Raw genomic sequence first — 18,487 nt, 5'->3', positions numbered from 1 at the left:
TCATGATTATTTCTATTGTAATGTCCGAGCAGTAAGGAAGCAAACGAGAGAAGTCAATTTTTTAGCGGAAAATTATATAAACAGCCATGGGGATTGCTATTTTCCAGACAAAAAAAGAAGGCCCGGAATTTAGATCCTGCTGGCCTCCTTTCCGGTCAAATGCCGGATGCAATCTGTACATCGGTTTTTTCGCCGTTTACGCCGACAATCATTGTCGAAAGCTGCTTCGACAAATCAACCTCGTAAGGGACGGCCAATGTTTCGCCGGCCTCGTTGTTAAGAATTCGAATAATCGGCCGGTGCGGGTATGCCGTATTGAAGTCAATTACGACACCGCTCTCCCCCGTATGCAGCGTAACCGTAATGCCAATGGGATAGATGGCGACTTTATCCCGGAACAGCTGAACCATATGCTGCTCATACAACGTGCCCGTGCCTGCATACAGCAGCTCAATGGCCTGATGCGGCAGCATCGGCGACCGGTACACGCGATTTGTCGTCATCGCATCATAGGAATCGACCAGGCCGATCCACTTGGCATAATCGTGAATCTCATTGCCCTTAATTCCGCGCGGATAACCGCTTCCGTCCAGGCGCTCATGATGCTGAAACGCGCAATGCGCCACAATGAGCGGCAAATTGGGCTCGTCCTTCAGCAGCTCGAAACCGATCTTCGCATGATTTTTCATCATGCCAAATTCTTCGGCCGTAAGCTGATCCGGTTTTTTCAGCACATTCATCGAGATTTGCGTCTTGCCTATATCATGCAGCAGCGCGCCCATTCCCAGCGTCATAAGCTCTTCGCGGGAATAGCCGTACGCGGTGCCGAGCAGCGTCGTATAGACGCATACATTCAAAGAATGCTGATATAAATAATCGTCCACTGTGCCCATGTTCATCAGCATGATCATCGCATCCTGATGACTGGACAAGTCATCGATAATATTGCTCATCATCTGTTTGAAGGGCTGTGCAATATAAGGGTAAGTGACCCCTTTCTTGCGCTTCGGCCGATCCATCATATAGCGGAAATTAGTCCGGATTTCCTTCAGAGCATGGCGCATTGTTTCTTCGCCGATGAGCTCGGGCATGACGATATCTTCCGTCCTTGGATCGACGATAAACAAATAAAAAATGCCGCATTGCTCCAAGCGGGTAATCAACCTGCTCGTCAGTTCAACATTTTCACCTAAGAGTACAAGACCGTCACCGGAGAAAATCTTTTTTGCCAGTCTCATACCCGGTTGACATTGCGATAATGGCACCAACCGCATTTTCTCGATCCTTCCCCTTATCGTTAATTTTCACTCACAGCGCTATATGGCTTCGATTTCATTTGCATATATCCAGTTACTATATACATCGGAATAAACCACTCGTAAATTAACTGTAAGGGAAATGATTCGTTATCGCAACCATTTTCTTTCATTTATTCGACACTATTCTCCAATGTTCAACGCGGCTCGCAGCCACCGCTCTATCATCCGTCAGCTCCGCTGCAATTACATCACGAATGAATTCCGGCAAATAGTAGACGATATCGCGTCCTTCTCCCAGCGTCAGATAGCCGATATGAAAGGTGAACATATCGATGCAGCCGACGATATAGTCCCGCTCGTCAATTAGCGGCTCGCCGCCAACGAGCACCGAGACAAGCCGCTCGTATGGCGGCTTATCCGGATCGTACCCAATCGTCATGCCATCGACGGCAAGCGACCCCAGCACTTCCCCGCGGAAGCCGTAGCCCTTGATCGGCTTCGAGGTGAATTCGGGCAGCAGCGCCTCTTCCAGCGCTGTGCGGATCGCCTTGCCGGTCAGCTTCATCCGGCAAGGGTTGATCGGCGACGGACAGAGGGCATGAAGCTGGCCCTCTGTGACGTCGCCTTCCGGCAGGCCGCCAAGCAGCTGCCCCGTATTGACGATGCCGATCTCGGCATCGGCATGGCGGCGCAGGCCGGCGGCCAGCATGTTGCCGAGCGGCGATTCTCGCTCGGCCAGCGCGGGCAGCGGCGCTTCGAGCCGGGCGATGACCCGGCTCAGGCGGCGCATGCCCGCCTCGCGGTAGCCGCCGATGATCGCGGCGGCCTCCGCGTGCTCCGCGAATGCGGCCGTAGGCACGCATGCCGCGTGGAACCGCGGGCGCTTGTCGTCCGGCTCAAGCTCGACGACGACGCGCCCCACATGCTCGCCGAATTTGCCGGCAGCGCAAATGGTTGTTCCGCCGATGACAAGCGGCTCCTCCAGCAAATGATGGGTATGTGCTCCCATGATGAGATCGATGCCGTCTACTTCCTCGGCCATCTGCTTGTCGAGGGTAATGCCGAGATGAGACATAACAGCAACGACATCTGCTTTTCCACGCAGCAGCTTCGCCTGCTCGCGAACCGCATCAAGCGGGTCGGTTAAATCCCAGCCCAGCAGCGAATAAAAGTCTGTAAAACGGGCGGTAACGGCAATCAGCCCAATTTTTATTCCGTTCTTTTCAATAATGACGCTTGGCACAAGCCACGGAGGAAGCTTACCCGTATACGTCTCCGGCATATTGGCCCCAATAACAGCAAACTTAGCATCGCTATATGCTTCGGCCAACTCTTCCCGGGCGTAGGTGAGCCCCTCGTTGTTGCCCAGCGCAATGGCCTCATAGCCTGCGGCGTTCAGCAGGGCGACGTTAACTTTCCCGTCGCTGCCCTCTGTCTCCAGCCGTATCCGGTCCATATGATCGCCGATGTCGATTGCGAGCAAGCGGCCGCTGCCGTGACGCTCCCGCTCCAGTTCGATGTAAGTTGCGATTTTGGCCGCGTTCTCCAGCCGGCTGTGAATATCATTGCTGTGAAGGATTACAACATATTGTCTGTCCATACCGCTTACCCTCCGATCTGCGACATTCTCCGCTCTGTCGGCACATGCGACTGTGCCTCATTTGCCAGCTTGGCGGCCATTTCATGGTTTTCAGGCTTCACATCCATCGCCCGGTACAGCAATCGCTTCATCGCCTCAGGATCGCCCAGCGCTTCCTTTGCATTCAGTTCGTCGACCCAATAAAGACAAGGCTTGATCGAACCGTCAGATGTGAGACGCAGCCGGTTGCAGCTTTTGCAGAAATGGTCGCTAATCGGATGAATAAGGCCAAAGGAGCCAGCTGCCCCTTCCATTTGCCAGTCATCCGACGGGCCGTTTCCTTGCACGTTCATGCGCCGGGAGATCCGGTAGCCTTCTGCCTCCGCAATTTCCAGTACCCTTGACAAGGACAAATAATGGCTGCGCCAATTATCGTCCGCATGACCGATCGGCATATATTCAATAAAACGCACATGCATCGGATGCTCATAAGCAAGCTTCAGAAATTGTGCGATCTCATCTTCATTAATTCCCTTAAGCAATACGCAGTTCAGCTTTATCGGCGTAAGACCAGCAGCAACAGCAGCCTCAATGCCTTCCATAACGCGCTTCAGCTCGCCTCTGCGGGCAATAAGCCGGAATCGCGAGGCATCAAGCGTATCCAAACTGATGTTGACCCGGTTCAAGCCGGCAGCCTTTAAAGCCTCAGCCTGTTTGCCAAGAAGCATGCCATTCGTCGTTAGCGCAATATCGGCAATGCCCGGAATGGCAGCCAGCCTGCGGATAAGACCATCCAGCCCCGGCCGGACAAGAGGCTCGCCGCCCGTAATGCGGAGCTTGGTAACACCTAGAGAAGCTGCCGCTTCGACTACCTCGACAATATGGTCATAGCTTAACAATTGTTCAGATGGAGCAAACTCCATCCCTTCCTCCGGCATGCAGTACAGACAACGCAAGTTGCATCTGTCCGTTACAGAAATCCGCAAATAATCATGTATGCGACCAAATCGATCGATTAACTGTGACATGCCGTTCACTCCCTTTCCCGGTCCCTTTAGCATAACATTTTTCACCCTATTATGATATGCTATAGCAGTAGTTATCCTAGTGCTGCGAGGTTAGAAATCGATGGAATTTGACTGGAATATTAAACTTTTTGCAGGTCTTCCCGAGCGCTTTGGCGCTTCGAATATAAGCTTCGAATCTGTATCAGAACAAATGACCGCCGGACAGCTGAAACAGCTGCTGGCCGAACGTTATCCGGATCATGCAGACCTGCTGCGCATCTCCTTCGTTGCCTGCAACCAGACTTACGCATCCGACGATACGGCTGTAAGCTGCTCAGACGAGCTTGCGCTTCTGCCGCCGGTGTCCGGAGGACAGCCAAGCGAGGAAGCGTCCTCAGCGGGGACAGCGGCTCCACCGCGTTACGTCATTACAGCCGAACCCATTCAAAGCGATGAGGTGCTTCACAAAGTTATCACTGCAGACCACGGTGCCTCAATAGCTTTTGTAGGGACAACGCGTGAATGGACACAGGGAAAGCGGACTGTCCGTTTGGATTATGAAGCTTATGAGCCTATGGCTGTCAAAATGATGGAGCAAATCGGCGATGAGCTGGCTGAACGCTGGCCTGGTACGCTATGCGCCATTACCCATCGCATCGGCAGCGTCGCCATTGCCGAGACAAGCGTCGTCATCGCCGTATCGTCCCCGCACCGGGAAAGCTGCTACGAAGCAAGCCGCTACGCGATTGAGCGGTTAAAGCAAATCGTCCCGATCTGGAAAAAAGAAATATGGGAAGACGGCTCCGAATGGAAGGGCCATCAGCTCGGACCATGGAAGCCTGCGGAGCCGCTCTCTGACTATTAAAGAGCTTGTCGGTACGCTATTTTTTTCGTTTTCATATTACGACAAAAATCGACAAAACCACTTGCGATTAATGCCGAAATACTAGTTAAAAAGTCATAATTTTACGACACTCTTATTGCCAATCTTATCATTCGTTGCTACTATTAAAGTTGACTAAATACTCAAATTGGGGTGCAGTGATGAGGGTTCACGTTACTGATTTACTAGAAGGCGATCTTCTGCTTAAAGATACCTTCAATTCCTACGGACTACACGTACTTTCCAAAGGAACTGTACTGCACAATAAAGATATTTCCAAGCTGCTTCAGCACCATATTGATTACGTTGATATTCAGGACCGCCAATCGGACGCTATTCCTGATCGCACGCTTGAATCGATCGTCAGTCCGAAATGGCTTCCAACTGTGCAGCCAGATTACGAAAACGCTGTCAAAGGATTCCAGCAATTGTTCAGCAAGGCGACTAATGAAGGCGTTATCAAGGAAGAGGAAGTAGAGGCCGCCTTCCAGCCTTTGCTCAAAAACTTTCAAATGGAACGCGACGTCGTCTCGATGCTGCTTTTGCTTAATACGACAGATGACTATACATACCAGCATTCTGTACAAGTCGGAATGTTGTCCTACTATCTTTCGACATGGCTCGGCTATTCTGCTGAGGAAGCGCTGCAGATCGGCAAAGCCGGATTTTTGCATGACATCGGCAAAAGCCGCATTCCGGATTCGATTCTGAACAAGCCTTCCAGGCTGACAGATGAAGAGTTTGCCGAGATCAAAAACCATGCCCAATACGGTCATGACATTATTTTGGAGTCGTTTGCAGAAGAGCCTTATCTAGCGATTAGTGCGCTTCAGCATCATGAACGGAATGACGGCAGCGGATATCCTCATGGACTGGATGGCGACAGCATTCACCCCGTGGCCAAAATCATTTCCGTCGTCGATATTTACAGCGCGATGATATCCGAGCGGGTTTACCAGAAAAAACGCGATTTGCTCTACGTGCTGAAAGAGCTGTACAAGCTCAGCTTCGCCGAGCTCGATGCCCATACGACGCATACATTCATCAAGCATATGATCCCGAACTTTATCGGCAAAAAGACGATTCTGGAATCCGGCGAGACCGGTGTCATCATCATGACGCATCCAACCGAATTTTTCCGCCCGCTCATCCAGATCGGCGAACGATTCATCGATTTGACGATCGAGCGCGAATACGAGATTAAAGAAGTGCTGATCTAGCAAAAAGGAGGCCTCGGTTTTTTAAACCGAGCCTCCTTTTTAAATTGCCTTCCTCGTTCTGCTCATTTTGCATGATGTATCTAACTCGCCAAATTGTAACTATTATTATAGTATTGGCTAGTGATTTCATTTTGGAGGTTGATTTTGTTGTTGTTTTTTAAATTTTATGGTTGGATTTTCTTCCCGTATATAATGATTTTTATACAGTGGAAAAGATTAGGTCAAAAAACGAGAATTCTCGCAGCTGTATATTCTTTTTTTTCTTTAATGTACTTAATGGGGAATATTACAGCATTAACTCAAGAACCACAAACCTCTGCTAGTTCAGACTTTTCTGTATCAGCAAACTCAAATCATACAACAGAAATTAATGAAGCAACAGATAATGAATTAGACTCTAAAGAAAACAAAGAAGCCGTTCTTCAATTTGAGAAGGAAGTTTTTTCCATTGAAGAGTCCATAAAGCCTATAATGGATCGGTATCAAAAAGCAATGGACGGGCTATCAAATGGAACAGTAAGCATCGAGGATGCATACACGGCAGCTTCGGATGCTAAAAAAGCTGCAGAAATGATGAGTACTGATATTGGTAAAATCAAAATAAACGATGATCTTCATGAAGACGTTAGAAAATTATTGCAATCTGTTAAAACTAATTTTTCCACAGGATATTTTACCAGAGAAAAGTCGTTTAAGTCTGCTATGGAATATCTGGAAGAACAGCAGCCTAGCCTGATGCAAAACTTTAAAGAAGAACACGAAATGTCTCAAGCCTTTATTCTTAAAGGTACAGCAACGTTATTAGAAGCAAAGACTAAAGTCGGGATAGATCCGACAAAAGAATAGTAAAAAAAGCCCAATGACCCGCTTTTACTTAGGTCATTGGGCTTTTTTACTTTAATCTGCAAATTCTTAACCGATCGAACCTTCCATCTCGAACTTGATGAGACGGTTCATTTCGACTGCATATTCCATCGGAAGCTCTTTCGTGAACGGCTCGATGAAGCCCATAACGATCATTTGCGTCGCTTCAGCTTCGCTCAGGCCGCGGCTCATCAGGTAGAACAGCTGATCCTCGGATACCTTCGATACCGTTGCTTCATGCTCGAGCGTAATGTTGTCGTTCATGATCTCATTGTACGGAATCGTATCGGAAGTCGACTCGTTATCGAGAATGAGCGTATCGCACTTGATGTTAGCTTTCGAGCCTTCGGAGTTACGGCCGAACGATGCAACACCGCGGTACGTTACTTTGCCGCCATGCTTACTGATCGATTTCGACACGATTGTCGAAGTCGTATCCGGTGCAAGGTGATGCATTTTAGCGCCTGCATCCTGATGCTGGCCTTTGCCCGCTACTGCGATGGACAATACCATACCTTTCGCGCCGCGTCCTTTCAGAACGACAGCCGGGTATTTCATCGTCAGCTTGGAGCCGATGTTGCCGTCAACCCATTCCATCGTCGCGTTTTCTTCTGCAACTGCACGTTTTGTAACGAGGTTGTAGATGTTTGGCGCCCAGTTCTGGATTGTTGTATAACGGCAACGCGCGTTTTTCTTAACGAGAATCTCAACAACGGCGCTATGCAGCGAGTTCGTGCTGTATACCGGAGCCGTACAGCCTTCTACATAATGTACGAAGCTGTCTTCGTCGGCAACGATAAGCGTACGCTCGAATTGACCCATGTTCTCGGAGTTGATACGGAAGTAAGCTTGCAGCGGAACTTCGCATTTTACACCTTTAGGAACATAGATAAAGCTGCCGCCCGACCACACCGCGCTGTTCAAAGCAGCGAATTTATTGTCGGTACGCGGGATGATTGTGCTGAAATATTCTTTCACAAGATCCGGATATTCGCGAAGAGCGGTATCCATATCGGTAAAGATAACACCTTGCTTCTCCAGATCTTCCTGCATGCTGTGGTAGACAACCTCAGACTCGTATTGTGCCGATACGCCGGCAAGGAACTTTTGCTCCGCCTCAGGAATACCCAGCTTGTCGAAGGTTTCCTTGATTTCTTGCGGCACTTCTTCCCATGTTTTGCCTTGCTTCTCGGATGGCTTGACATAGTACTGGATATCGTTGAAATCCAGATCCTCCAGGTCGCCGCCCCATTTCGGCATCGGCATTTTGTTGAATTGCTCCAGCGATTTCAAGCGGAATTCCAGCATCCATTCCGGCTCGCCCTTCATTTCGGAAATCGTGCGGACGATTTCTTCTGTCAGGCCTTTACCGGATTGGAATACGGACTTGTGCTCATCGCGGAAACCATACTTATACTCTTCCATTTCGGGCATTGATTTAGCCATTGCATTCACGCTCCTTATTCATAATGATGTTATTCGTGCTGGTGCTGCTGCTCAATACCTTTGCGTAAAGCATTCCAGGCGAGCGTTGCGCACTTGATTCTGGCAGGAAATTTATTGACACCCGACAACGCTTCGATGTCTTCATTCTCGACAAACTCGACAGGCTCACCCTTCATCAGGCCAGAGAAACGTTCAGCAAGGCCAATCGCTTCCTCATACGTTCTGCCCTTGACGGCTTCCGTCATCATCGATGCGGAGCTTAGGCTGATGGAGCAGCCTTCCCCGCTGAACTTCGCGTCGACAACTTTCCCGTCTTCCACTTGCAGCTGGAGCGAGATGCGATCGCCGCACGTCGGATTGTTTAAATTGATCGTAACGGCTTCGGCATCAAGCGTCCCGCGGTTTCGTGGATTTTTATAATGATCCATGATCACTCTGCGGTATAAATCATCCAATTGCATAGCCGAAGAACTCCTTTGTCTTGAGAAGGCCGTCCACCAAACGGTCTATTTCCTCCTCAGTATTGTATAGATAAAAGCTTGCTCGTGCTGTGGAGGATACATTCAGCCAACGCATCAGCGGCTGGCAGCAATGATGGCCCGCGCGAATCGCAATGCCTTCAGCGTCCAACACCGTCGAGACGTCATGAGGATGAATATCGTCTACGTTAAACGTAATTAGGCCTACCCGGTTCTCTTTCGGGCCATAAATCGTCACGCCGTCGATCGTTGACAATCTGTCATAAGCATATGCGGCAAGCCGCTTCTCATGCTGATCGATTTCGTCCATGCCGATCTGCTCCAGAAAATCGATAGCAGCACCGAGTCCGACAGCGCCAGCAATAATCGGCGTACCGCCCTCGAACCGGTACGGAATATCCTTCCACGTTGATTCGTAGAGATCCACCGTATCAATCATTTCGCCGCCGAATTCGATCGGCTCCATGTTGGAGAGCAGCGATTTTTTGCCATATAATGCGCCAATTCCGGTCGGGCCGCACATTTTATGTCCGGACAACGCATAGAAATCGCAATCGATGTCCTGTACGTCGACCTTCTTATGCGGCGTGCTTTGCGCCCCGTCAACGACCATTACAGCGCCGTTGCGATGAGCAATAGCCGTAATTTCCTTAATCGGATTGACACCGCCCAGCACGTTGGAGACGTAAGTAACAGCGACAACTTTCGTATTGGCTGTTACCGTTGCTTCTACGTCGGCAAGCGAGATCGTGCCGTCAGGCTGAAGCGGAATATATTTCAATGTCGCTCCAGTTGCTTTGGCTGCCTGCTGCCAAGGAATAAGATTCGCATGGTGCTCCATCGGCGTAATGACGATTTCATCGCCTTCCTTACACACGGAGCGGGCGTAGCTGGAAGCAACCAGGTTCAAAGCCGTTGTCGTGCCGCGCGTAAAAATAATTTCTTCCGGCGCAGCCGCGTTCAGAAACTTCGCAACCTTTTCCCGTGCCCCTTCATAGGCATCCGTCGCGCGCGAACCGAGCGTATGAACGCCGCGGTGCACGTTCGCATGATCTTGTTCATAATAACGACTTACCGCATCAATGACGGAACGCGGCTTCTGGGAAGACGCCGCGCTGTCCAGATAAACGAGCGGATGCCCGTTTATCTCCTGATGCAGTATCGGAAAATGCTCCCGTACCGCCTCTATATTCATCCTTCCAGCTTCCTTTCGAGCAAGCGCTGAAGCTGCTCGCGTACCGCATCAATCGGAATCTCCGATACGACAGGCGCCAAAAATCCGTAAATAATCAATCGTTCAGCGTCTTGCTTGGTAATACCGCGGGACATCAGGTAGTAAACCTGCTCCGGGTTAACCTGTCCAACGCTTGCTGCGTGACCCGCTTTTACATCATCTTCGTCAATAAGAAGGATCGGGTTGGCGTCGCCGCGCGCTTTCGGGCTAAGCATCAGAACTTTCTCTGTCTGCACGCCGTTCGCTTTCGTTGCGCCTTTCTCAATCTTCGTAATGCCGTTGATAATCGAAGTTGCGCTGTCTTTCATTACAGCACGGGTAACCATGTCGCTCTCCGAGCTGCGCCCGAAGTGAACGGCTTGCGTCGTCAAGCTCATTTTTTGCTCATGCTGCCCGATGCTGATAACTTTCGCGTCGGAGTTCGAGCCGTTGCCCTTCAGGTGGGAAGTCGTGTCCGACAGCGTCGAGCCGTCGTTCAAGTCGCCGATTACCCATTCCATCCGTCCGTCATTCTCGATAATCGCACGGCGAAGCGTCAGATCAACGCCTGTGTCAGCCATATGATGGATCGAGCCAAAACGTACGTGCGCACCCGATTTCACGAACACTTCCACAACCGAATGATGAACAAAAGGTTCTGTAGTTGTACCTGGCTCGGATACCACATAGTCAACGTATGTCACTTTGCTGTTGCTTTCCGCTACGATCAGAATATGCGGCGCAAAAGCAGCTTCGGACTTATTGTTGTACAGGATCGCTTGCAGCGGGAGTTCAACCTCTACGTTGCGCGGCACGTATACGAATACGCCGCCGTTCCAGAGCGCCGCGTGAAGCGCGGTCAGTTTATTGTCGCCTTTATCGATTGCTTTGAACAAATAAGGCTGAACCAGATCGGCATGCTCTTTGCATGCAGTCTCCAGATCGGTGAAAATAACGCCTTTTGCCGCCAGTTCGGCCGACAGCTGCTTCCAGGCAATGCTGGAGTTTTGCTGTACGATCAAGCTTTCCGTTCCTTCTGCTACCAGTTCCGTAACAACGCTCGGCAAGTCGCCGACCGATGCCGCCGCTTGTCCTTGCTCATAATTGCCAACCGCCGTCAAATTCCAGCGGTCAATGCGCATTTTTTCCGGCTTCGGCCATTCCAGCGTCCCGGCAAGCTCAGCAGCTTCGCCGCGCAGGTCAACGAGCCATTGCGGTTCGCCTTTGCTGCGAGCAAGCGCCTCTGCGGATTGACGGTCAGTCGGAGTCGATAATTGTGTACTCATCCGTTATGCCCCCTTCTCCGCTTAAGCCTGGCCGACCGTTTCGTCTACGATGCCCAGTTCTTCTTTAACCCAGTCATAACCTTCGTTCTCCAAACGCTGTGCCAGTTCAGGACCGCCCGATTTCACGATGCGGCCTTGCATCATAACGTGAACGAAGTCAGGCGTAATATAGTTCAGCAAACGCTGATAGTGAGTGATGATCAAGAAACCGCGATCTTCGGAACGCATCGCGTTAACGCCGTTCGATACGATTTTCAGAGCGTCGATGTCAAGACCGGAATCGATCTCGTCAAGTACGACGATTTTCGGGTCCAGCATCGTCATTTGCAAGATTTCATTCCGTTTTTTCTCGCCGCCGGAGAAGCCTTCGTTCAAGTAACGGTGCGCGAACTCAGGGTTCATCTCCAACTCTTTCATTTTGCCTTCCATTTGGCGAATGAACTTGATCAGCGAAATTTCATTGCCTTCTTCGCGGCGGGCGTTGATCGCACTGCGCAGGAAGTCGGAGTTCGTAACGCCAGGAATTTCACTCGGGTATTGCATTGCCAGGAACAGGCCGGCGCGAGCGCGCTCGTCAACGCCCATTTCGAGCAGGTCCTCGCCGTTCAATACAGCGGAGCCTTCTGTTACTTCATACTTCGGGTGACCCATCAGTGCGGACGCCAGCGTACTTTTACCAGTACCGTTTGGTCCCATAATTGCGTGAATTTCTCCGCCCTTGATCTCAAGGTTGATTCCCTTTAAAATTTCTTTTCCTTCGATAGCTGCTTTCAGCCCGTCGATGACAAATTGCGTTGCCATAATATGCTTATCCCTCCATGGTTGGTATAGTCGGCTCGTGCCACTCTATAATCAACAACAACGGTCTTATAGTAAAAGATAAAGCTGCGATTTCGCAGGTTATACCGCTTATCTTCCAAGCGCTAGATACTAGCGATTGCCGAGTCAAAAAACGATGCTCGTAAGACGTTATATAGTTGTAGAGTGATTCTCAATGATTCTCAATAATCATTTTATTATAAGTTTTGTTATAAAGCAATCCGAGAAGGCCTGCGGGCTAAAAATATATGCGCCGAATGTCGAATCAGCCGGCAATTGCCGCTTTGATTTCAGCAATTTTCGCCTGCAGTTCCGGCTCTGGAATGACCTGCTCCATTGACGGCACCGGAAGTACGGGAATTTCCGCTGCTGCTGTCTCCTCCTCTAGCTGTACCCATGATTTGCAGCCCGTAAACGATGGACGCACCGGGAGCTCAATCGGTTCATTAAGCTGGAAGACGCGCAGCAGCAGCAGATGAAGCGGCTTCGTACGCTTCCACTTCAACCGCTCTTCAGCGAAATTATCCGTCCAGATGTGAAAATCACGCAGCCGGTTCAGCGTCTCTTGATCGGTTATTTCAATATCCTCTACAGCTTCTGCGTAAGCTTCGATCCTCATCGTATCCGGATGCTGCTTCCATTCTTCAAGCGTCCCCTCAATTTGCCCTTGATGAGCCTCCTTGAGCAGATGCTCCTTCTGATGCTCGTAGGCGGGCATCAGATAAAAGCCGGGACTGCGAAGACTGAAGTCTCTCGTCTCCTCCACAATGCCGCCTTTGCGCATGACGAGCATCAGCTTGCCTTCTTTCAGCGCTTGAACCGTGACCGCCCACTCCTTCAGCGCGACCGGAAAACGCTCTGCTGCCTCTGACAACAATATCCCTCCAAACTAAACTTGTCCTTTGTCTTATTCCATTATATCATTTGTAGGTATTCCAAGGCGAAAAATTATCCGTTATACTAAGCGGAGTAGAATAGTAGGCATTATAGACTAAATGAATCTTATACTATCGGAGGTGGACAACCATGTCTGCTTATCATCCTTTAACGGAGCAAGAAGCGATTGAAATTGCCCGGACAGTCGAAGGCATTTTTCCGGAAGGGGCTGAACTTCAGTCCCGTGAGATCGGCGACGGAAATTTGAACCTTGTTTTTCATATTACAGACCCTGCTAGCGGGAAAAGCTTAATAATGAAGCAAGCCGTGCCTTACGCCAAGGTCGTTGGCGAATCCTGGCCGCTCACGCTGGACCGTGCCCGGATCGAGAGCGAGGCGCTCATCCTGCAAAACGGGCTTGCGCCAGGACTTGTCCCAACCGTGTACAAATACGATGCAGATCTAGCCCTGACCATTATGGAGGATTTGAGCGATCATATTATTATGCGCCATGGCCTCATCAAGGGTGAAAGCTATCCTCAATTTGCCGAGGACATTACGACGTTCATGGCACAGACGCTGTTCTTTACCTCCGACCTGGGCATGAACCAGCAGGACAAAAAGCTGCTAGTTAAAAATTACGTCAATCCGGACCTGTGCAAAATTACCGAGGATCTCGTATTTGACGATCCGTATACGGTAACGGACAACAATAACTATGAAGCGGCAATCGAGGATGCAGCAGCAGCTTTGCGCCAGGACGGAGAGCTCCATCTGGAGGTCGCTCTGCTCCGGGCAAAGTTTCTGACAAGCGCTCAGGCATTGCTGCACGGTGATCTTCATACAGGCAGCGTGTTCGTAACGAAGGATTCGACGAAGGTTATCGATCCGGAATTTGCATACTATGGCCCGATCGGCTTCGATGTCGGTGCCGTTATCGCCAACCTGATGCTGAACTATGCAGGCCAGGGACATTGGATTCAAGAACCGTCTGAGCTGGCTAAGTTCCGCGGCTATCTGATCGAATCCGTTCGCGACATCTGGACGAAGTTCGAGTTGAAATTCCGTGCGCTATGGGATGAACACGGCGTCGATCGTCTCTTCAACTCCGCTGCAGGCTACAAAGATTTGTATATGAAATCCTTGCTTCAAGATGCTATCGGCTTCGCAGGCTGCAAGGTCGTCCGCCGTATCGTCGGCTTGTCCCATGTAGCGGACATCGACCGGATTCCTGACGCTGTAGACCGCGAGCGCGCACAGAGACTGGCACTGGAAATTGGTACGTCTCTCATTAAATTCAACCGCAAGGCGGACTCCATTGAGGAAGCCATCGATATCGTATTGTCCGCTGCCGCCAAGCAGTAATAGAATAATTCGGTTCAACAGAAAGGAATTTGCATCATGACAACTGATTATGTAGGGCTGCAATCCGTAATTTGGTCAGGAGATAAGCTCGACCTGCTGGATCAACGGCTTTTGCCAGAAGAAATTGTATATTTGCCGCTGACAACCTCCGAGGATGTATGGGAAGCGATCCGCCATCTGAAAGTTCGCGGTGCGCCGGCAATTGGCATCTCCGCCGCTTACGGCGTTTACCTCGGCAGCCGCGATGCTTCGACAACCGATGAGTGGCTGGAGCAGGTTCGCAAGGAAGCGGAATATCTCGCTACTTCAAGACCGACAGCCGTCAACTTGTTCTGGGCGCTGGACCGGATGAAGGCCCGCGCTGCAGCTATTGCAGAGAGCGGTTTGCCGCTTGAAGCCGCCAAGCAAGCGCTTCTTGACGAAGCTGTTGCGATCCAGAATGAAGACGAGGAAACGAACCGTTCCATCGGCGAGCATGCGCTTACGCTGTTTGAAGCAGGCAATGGCGTTCTTACGCACTGCAATGCCGGCGGCCTCGCTACTGCGAAATATGGCACGGCACTGGCTCCATTCTATCTGGCGCAAGAACGCGGCATTCCGCTTCGCGTCTTTGCTGACGAGACCCGTCCGGTCCTTCAAGGCGCTCGTTTGACCGCATTCGAGCTGCAGCAGGCCGGCGTAGACGTTACGCTCATTTGCGACAACATGGCTGGAATGGTCATGTCGAAGGGCTGGATCGACGCCGTTATCGTCGGTACGGACCGTGTAGCTGCTAATGGCGACGTTGCGAACAAAATCGGCACCTACAGCGTTGCGGTATTAGCAAAGGCACATGGCATTCCGTTCTATGTCGCATGTCCGATGTCGACGATCGACCTGAACACGCCTACCGGCGCGGAAATTCCGATCGAGGAACGCAGTGCAGAGGAGATTACAGAAGGCTTCGGCAAACGTACAGCTCCTCAAGGCATTAAAGTATTTAACCCGGCTTTCGATGTGACGCCAAACGATCTCGTCACAGCAATCATTACCGAAAAAGGCATTATCAAAGCGCCTTATGATGTTAACTTGAAAAACCTGTTTGCCTAATCTAAAAATGCCTGCTGGACGCCGATATAGAACGGCTCATCCAGCAGGCATTTTTAGTTGTATTTGCTGTTGATGCAAGCGATGTGGCGGCTTCCTCGCAGCCTTGCCTCATACCATCAAGGCTAAAGCGTCCCAGCCCCTCATTCCGACCACAATACCTAGCGATTCTGCCGTCGTGGTTACAGACTCAAGCGGCGCATCCAGCAGCTCCTCCAGCGTTTTCACGCCGACTGCTCTCCCGGCTACAATACCGCGGTCCTTCAGCCTATCATTAAGAAGACCAACATCAAGGGCACCGCACATTATATAACCAGTGTCCGTCGTTACGGCAAGAAGCGTCGTTTTAGGCAATTTCACTTCCACGCCCAGCACCGTTGCTCCATTGCCAAGCGTAATTGGAACCATTCGCATCATACGAGTTCCACCCCCTTTAAGCCAGCCTCTTTACAAATGAGTAAGCTGCACGATCATTATATGCAGTGCAATTACGAACTGGCTGGATGGATACACATTTTCGAGTGAGAATTGGGACTACATTGATAACGGAATAAGTGATATATTAGAGATAACACCATATCTAGTCCGGAGGAACTATGAAACCCACTCAAACTATCGCTCCTAAATCCTACGTGTTCCAGGTCGAATTGCTTGTTGAAGGTTCCAGCAACGGGGCAGCTCTGGAAAAAATCATACATGCGCTTAATGAATCGCCTTTGCTGGACTATCGGATTTTAAGCGGCATCCAGCTCGGACAACTTATTGACGAACGCAAAGCTGAAGCCGATACTCTCGTTTCTGTTCCGGTTGCCATCCCTGAACCTGTCCAAGCGGGCAGCGCCGCAGATTCATCCTCTGCAATAGAACAATCCGACGGATTTGATTCTATCCGCAAGTATATGAAATCCAATAAGCTTATCCGGCTTATCGTCAACAAAGGCTTCGGCGTTAAGCTCAGCATCCCTTGCCGGATTATTAATTTCGACGACCAGACAAACGTGGTCACGATTTACCATGTCGACGAGAAGCAGGTCTATACGTTCCGATTAAATGAAATCGAAGACTTTCAAGAATAGCTTTTATGCAGTGGAAAATAAGACATACATAAAAACGAGCTCCCATCCAGGTTGGATGGGAGCTTGTTTTTTATTGGATATAGGCAGAGCCTAGCATTTCCTCAATGTTGGTGCTCGGTACTGGAGGGCTCCAGTAGTAGCCTTGCATTTCATCGCAGCGGTGTTTGCGCAAAAACTCCATTTGCCCTTCCGTTTCTACGCCTTCAGCGATGACCTGAATATTCAAGTTATGCGCCATAGCGATAATAGCCGCAACAATCTCAGCGTCGCTAGGATCTTGTTGGATATCTCTCACAAATGAGCGATCGATCTTCAAGCGGTCGATCGGGAAGTTTTTCAAGTAATGAAAGGAGCTGTATCCCGTTCCGAAATCATCGACGCTAATTCCGATGCCCATATCCGTCAAGGCGATGAGGCAGCGTGATACGTGGGCGACGTCCATCGTCATCGATTCTGTAATTTCCAGATCCAAATATTGCGGCTCTAGTCCGGTCTTCTCCAGCACTTTCGCTACTTTCCCTGCCAGATCATGCTGTACGAATTGACGAAGCGATAGATTAACTGACACCGGCATCGGCGGCAAGCCCGCTTCCTGCCAAGCTTTGTTCTGGCGGCATGCTTCCTCTAATACCCAATCGCCAATCTGTACGATCATTCCGCTTTCCTCGGCGAGAGGAATGAATTCTCCAGGCGGGATCATCCCCCGGATCGGATGCTTCCATCTTACCAAAGCCTCTACACCAACCATCGTTCCTGAGCCGATAGCATACTGCGGCTGATAATGAAGAACGAACTCCTTGCGCTGTATCGCCCGGTACATTTCATGCTGAAGCGTCAGACGCTCCAAAGAGGAATTGCTCCAGCTCTCCGAATAAAGAATACAATCGTTCTTGCCGCTTTCCTTGACGCGCACGAGCGCCATGTCCGCTTTCTTGAGAAGCGTGTAGCCGTCATCCTCTGCAATTCTGTTCGTCACGGTACCGATACTCGCCGTAATATGGAGCGGAAAACCTTTCAGTTCAAACGGCTCCTCGATTAGGCCCAGTATTCCCCGTGCAAGCTCCAGAAGCTGCTCTTCCGTCTCCGCTTCAGTGAACAGGAGGGCAAATTCATCGCCTTCCATCCGGGCTGCAAGACCATGCTCCGCAACTGCGCGGGTTAACCGCTCCGCTACTTGCATGAGCAGCATGTCGCCAAACTCTCTGCCGAAGGAAGCGTTCACCAGCTTGAACCGGTCAAGATCCAGATAGCATAAGCCAATGAGCTTATTCTCCTCCTGCGCCTTAACGAGACTCTCGCTTAGTTTGATATGAAAGAGCGTCCGGTTCGGCAACCCAGTCATATCATCGTAATAGGCCATATAGCGAATACGCTCGATATTGCGCTTGCGGTCGCTTAAGTCATGGCTCACAACAATTGTACCGATTGCTTCGTTTCCTTTCATCATTGGCGCGCATACGACCTGCAGCTCCAAAGGAAACCCCGAGCGGTGCGTAATGTTGACGTTGACTTGGCAGGCTTCGCCGTTCAGCGCTTGTTCCAGCAATTCATTCAATTGCTGGCGGCTGCTCGGCTCAACCAGAGGCGTAAGTGAATTACCAAGCAATTCAGCCCGGTGGTAGCCTAACGTCCGGCTTGATGCTTCATTCATCTCGATGATAATCCCTTGCCGGTCCAGCACCGCCAGTGGAACAGCTTCCGATCGAAGGAGTGTTTCCACAATTGGGGTATGATAGTTTTGGAAGCTTGATGCTTGTCCGCGCCTGACGTAGAGGAAAGAAGTAATCGCTAGCGTACATGCGAATAGAATGGAGGATACCCATTCAAGGGGTGCATTGGACACCCAAATAAACGATAGGATAACAATGACCGCCGAAGCGATCAGGAAGAGTAAACCAACCTTCCAAGGTTCATTAAGCGATTGCGCTACCGCATACCGCGTTTGTTTAACTGGCAAGTCATCCATTCGTTTCGTCACGCACCAACTTCCTTCCTCTGCTCAGGTCAAGTGTGTGTTGGTACTATTATA

The 18,487-nt window shown here is 50.3% G+C and carries 17 protein-coding genes; 6 read left to right on the top strand and 11 right to left on the bottom strand.

Annotated elements, in window-relative coordinates; genetic code table 11:
* Nucleotides 1-155: 155 nt before the first annotated feature.
* The 3 genes from ACFVVF_RS15770 to moaA all read right to left on the bottom strand — a co-directional run bounded on the left by ACFVVF_RS15770 (nucleotide 156) and on the right by moaA (nucleotide 3,866).
* On the bottom strand, nucleotides 156-1,274 hold the full coding sequence (locus tag ACFVVF_RS15770; RefSeq protein ID WP_387811174.1) for an HD-GYP domain-containing protein: 1,119 nt from the start codon (nucleotides 1,272-1,274) through the stop codon (nucleotides 156-158).
* A gap of 151 nt (nucleotides 1,275-1,425) precedes the next feature.
* The gene (locus ACFVVF_RS15765) at nucleotides 1,426-2,859 is read right to left on the bottom strand and encodes a bifunctional metallophosphatase/5'-nucleotidase (RefSeq protein WP_387811171.1); all 1,434 of its coding nucleotides are present in this window, start codon (nucleotides 2,857-2,859) and stop codon (nucleotides 1,426-1,428) included.
* 5 nt (nucleotides 2,860-2,864) lie between these two features.
* Entirely contained in the window at nucleotides 2,865-3,866 is a 1,002-nt protein-coding gene (gene moaA, locus ACFVVF_RS15760) for a GTP 3',8-cyclase MoaA (RefSeq protein ID WP_387811170.1), read from the bottom strand.
* A 100-nt stretch (nucleotides 3,867-3,966) separates the two neighbouring features.
* Between moaA and ACFVVF_RS15755 the strand changes: the two genes are divergently transcribed.
* The 3 genes from ACFVVF_RS15755 to ACFVVF_RS15745 all read left to right on the top strand — a co-directional run bounded on the left by ACFVVF_RS15755 (nucleotide 3,967) and on the right by ACFVVF_RS15745 (nucleotide 6,794).
* Entirely contained in the window at nucleotides 3,967-4,710 is a 744-nt protein-coding gene (locus tag ACFVVF_RS15755; RefSeq protein ID WP_387811167.1) for a molybdenum cofactor biosynthesis protein, read from the top strand.
* 179 nt (nucleotides 4,711-4,889) lie between these two features.
* Nucleotides 4,890-5,948: an HD-GYP domain-containing protein gene (locus tag ACFVVF_RS15750; RefSeq protein WP_387811165.1), complete on the top strand. Its 1,059-nt coding sequence runs from the start codon at nucleotides 4,890-4,892 to the stop codon at nucleotides 5,946-5,948.
* A 147-nt stretch (nucleotides 5,949-6,095) separates the two neighbouring features.
* Nucleotides 6,096-6,794 carry a hypothetical protein gene (locus ACFVVF_RS15745; RefSeq protein WP_387811162.1) on the top strand — a complete coding sequence of 233 codons (699 nt, stop codon included), beginning with the start codon at nucleotides 6,096-6,098 and terminating at the stop codon, nucleotides 6,792-6,794.
* 66 nt (nucleotides 6,795-6,860) lie between these two features.
* Here ACFVVF_RS15745 and sufB read toward each other — a convergent pair whose 3' ends face one another.
* The 6 genes from sufB to ACFVVF_RS15715 form a co-directional block, all read right to left on the bottom strand.
* Nucleotides 6,861-8,258, bottom strand: a complete 1,398-nt coding sequence (gene sufB, locus ACFVVF_RS15740; RefSeq protein WP_387811159.1) for a Fe-S cluster assembly protein SufB — start codon at nucleotides 8,256-8,258, stop codon at nucleotides 6,861-6,863.
* Between the two features lie 29 nt (nucleotides 8,259-8,287).
* Entirely contained in the window at nucleotides 8,288-8,719 is a 432-nt protein-coding gene (gene sufU, locus ACFVVF_RS15735; protein ID WP_042165057.1) for a Fe-S cluster assembly sulfur transfer protein SufU, read from the bottom strand.
* The gene (locus ACFVVF_RS15730; protein ID WP_387811156.1) at nucleotides 8,706-9,932 is read right to left on the bottom strand and encodes a cysteine desulfurase; all 1,227 of its coding nucleotides are present in this window, start codon (nucleotides 9,930-9,932) and stop codon (nucleotides 8,706-8,708) included. The genes sufU and ACFVVF_RS15730 overlap by 14 nt, the downstream gene beginning before the upstream one ends.
* Entirely contained in the window at nucleotides 9,929-11,236 is a 1,308-nt protein-coding gene (gene sufD, locus ACFVVF_RS15725) for a Fe-S cluster assembly protein SufD (RefSeq protein ID WP_387811154.1), read from the bottom strand. The genes ACFVVF_RS15730 and sufD overlap by 4 nt, the downstream gene beginning before the upstream one ends.
* Nucleotides 11,237-11,257: 21 nt before the next feature.
* Nucleotides 11,258-12,037: a Fe-S cluster assembly ATPase SufC gene (gene sufC / locus ACFVVF_RS15720; protein WP_387811152.1), complete on the bottom strand. Its 780-nt coding sequence runs from the start codon at nucleotides 12,035-12,037 to the stop codon at nucleotides 11,258-11,260.
* Nucleotides 12,038-12,320: 283 nt separating this feature from the next.
* Complete coding sequence (locus ACFVVF_RS15715; protein WP_387811149.1) at nucleotides 12,321-12,929, bottom strand: DUF1802 family protein; 609 nt, start codon at nucleotides 12,927-12,929, stop codon at nucleotides 12,321-12,323.
* A 152-nt stretch (nucleotides 12,930-13,081) separates the two neighbouring features.
* On the opposite strand from ACFVVF_RS15715, the gene mtnK reads away from it, so the two are divergent.
* On the top strand, nucleotides 13,082-14,296 hold the full coding sequence (mtnK, locus tag ACFVVF_RS15710) for an S-methyl-5-thioribose kinase (protein ID WP_387811146.1): 1,215 nt from the start codon (nucleotides 13,082-13,084) through the stop codon (nucleotides 14,294-14,296).
* A gap of 36 nt (nucleotides 14,297-14,332) precedes the next feature.
* On the top strand, nucleotides 14,333-15,385 hold the full coding sequence (mtnA, locus tag ACFVVF_RS15705; RefSeq protein ID WP_387811144.1) for an S-methyl-5-thioribose-1-phosphate isomerase: 1,053 nt from the start codon (nucleotides 14,333-14,335) through the stop codon (nucleotides 15,383-15,385).
* Between the two features lie 108 nt (nucleotides 15,386-15,493).
* On the opposite strand, the gene ACFVVF_RS15700 is transcribed toward mtnA, so the two are convergent.
* Nucleotides 15,494-15,799: a YunC family protein gene (locus ACFVVF_RS15700; RefSeq protein ID WP_387811141.1), complete on the bottom strand. Its 306-nt coding sequence runs from the start codon at nucleotides 15,797-15,799 to the stop codon at nucleotides 15,494-15,496.
* Nucleotides 15,800-15,978: 179 nt separating this feature from the next.
* Between ACFVVF_RS15700 and ACFVVF_RS15695 the strand changes: the two genes are divergently transcribed.
* Nucleotides 15,979-16,458 carry a hypothetical protein gene (locus tag ACFVVF_RS15695; protein ID WP_387811139.1) on the top strand — a complete coding sequence of 160 codons (480 nt, stop codon included), beginning with the start codon at nucleotides 15,979-15,981 and terminating at the stop codon, nucleotides 16,456-16,458.
* Nucleotides 16,459-16,528: 70 nt separating this feature from the next.
* Here the strand turns inward: ACFVVF_RS15695 and ACFVVF_RS15690 are convergent, their stop codons facing one another.
* The gene (locus ACFVVF_RS15690; protein WP_387811136.1) at nucleotides 16,529-18,436 is read right to left on the bottom strand and encodes a putative bifunctional diguanylate cyclase/phosphodiesterase; all 1,908 of its coding nucleotides are present in this window, start codon (nucleotides 18,434-18,436) and stop codon (nucleotides 16,529-16,531) included.
* Between the last annotated feature and the right edge of the window lie 51 nt (nucleotides 18,437-18,487).

The sequence above is a fragment of the Paenibacillus sp. NPDC058174 genome, from assembly GCF_042883865.1.
Lineage (GTDB): Bacteria > Bacillota > Bacilli > Paenibacillales > Paenibacillaceae > Pristimantibacillus.
The sequence above is the reverse complement of the archived record's forward strand: the minus strand, read 5'-3'. Positions and strand labels throughout refer to the sequence as shown.

What these genes read in the sequence shown, in the direction of transcription:
- ACFVVF_RS15770 (WP_387811174.1), bottom strand. Translation starts at nt 1,274, where the DNA reads ATGCGGTTGGTGCCATTATCGCAATGTCAACCGGGTATGAGACTGGCA.
- ACFVVF_RS15765 (WP_387811171.1), bottom strand. Translation starts at nt 2,859, where the DNA reads ATGGACAGACAATATGTTGTAATCCTTCACAGCAATGATATTCACAGC.
- moaA (WP_387811170.1), bottom strand. Translation starts at nt 3,866, where the DNA reads ATGTCACAGTTAATCGATCGATTTGGTCGCATACATGATTATTTGCGG.
- ACFVVF_RS15755 (WP_387811167.1), top strand. Translation starts at nt 3,967, where the DNA reads ATGGAATTTGACTGGAATATTAAACTTTTTGCAGGTCTTCCCGAGCGC.
- ACFVVF_RS15750 (WP_387811165.1), top strand. Translation starts at nt 4,890, where the DNA reads ATGAGGGTTCACGTTACTGATTTACTAGAAGGCGATCTTCTGCTTAAA.
- sufB (WP_387811159.1), bottom strand. Translation starts at nt 8,258, where the DNA reads ATGGCTAAATCAATGCCCGAAATGGAAGAGTATAAGTATGGTTTCCGC.
- sufU (WP_042165057.1), bottom strand. Translation starts at nt 8,719, where the DNA reads ATGCAATTGGATGATTTATACCGCAGAGTGATCATGGATCATTATAAA.
- ACFVVF_RS15730 (WP_387811156.1), bottom strand. Translation starts at nt 9,932, where the DNA reads ATGAATATAGAGGCGGTACGGGAGCATTTTCCGATACTGCATCAGGAG.
- sufD (WP_387811154.1), bottom strand. Translation starts at nt 11,236, where the DNA reads ATGAGTACACAATTATCGACTCCGACTGACCGTCAATCCGCAGAGGCG.
- sufC (WP_387811152.1), bottom strand. Translation starts at nt 12,037, where the DNA reads ATGGCAACGCAATTTGTCATCGACGGGCTGAAAGCAGCTATCGAAGGA.
- mtnK (WP_387811146.1), top strand. Translation starts at nt 13,082, where the DNA reads ATGTCTGCTTATCATCCTTTAACGGAGCAAGAAGCGATTGAAATTGCC.
- mtnA (WP_387811144.1), top strand. Translation starts at nt 14,333, where the DNA reads ATGACAACTGATTATGTAGGGCTGCAATCCGTAATTTGGTCAGGAGAT.
- ACFVVF_RS15700 (WP_387811141.1), bottom strand. Translation starts at nt 15,799, where the DNA reads ATGATGCGAATGGTTCCAATTACGCTTGGCAATGGAGCAACGGTGCTG.
- ACFVVF_RS15695 (WP_387811139.1), top strand. Translation starts at nt 15,979, where the DNA reads ATGAAACCCACTCAAACTATCGCTCCTAAATCCTACGTGTTCCAGGTC.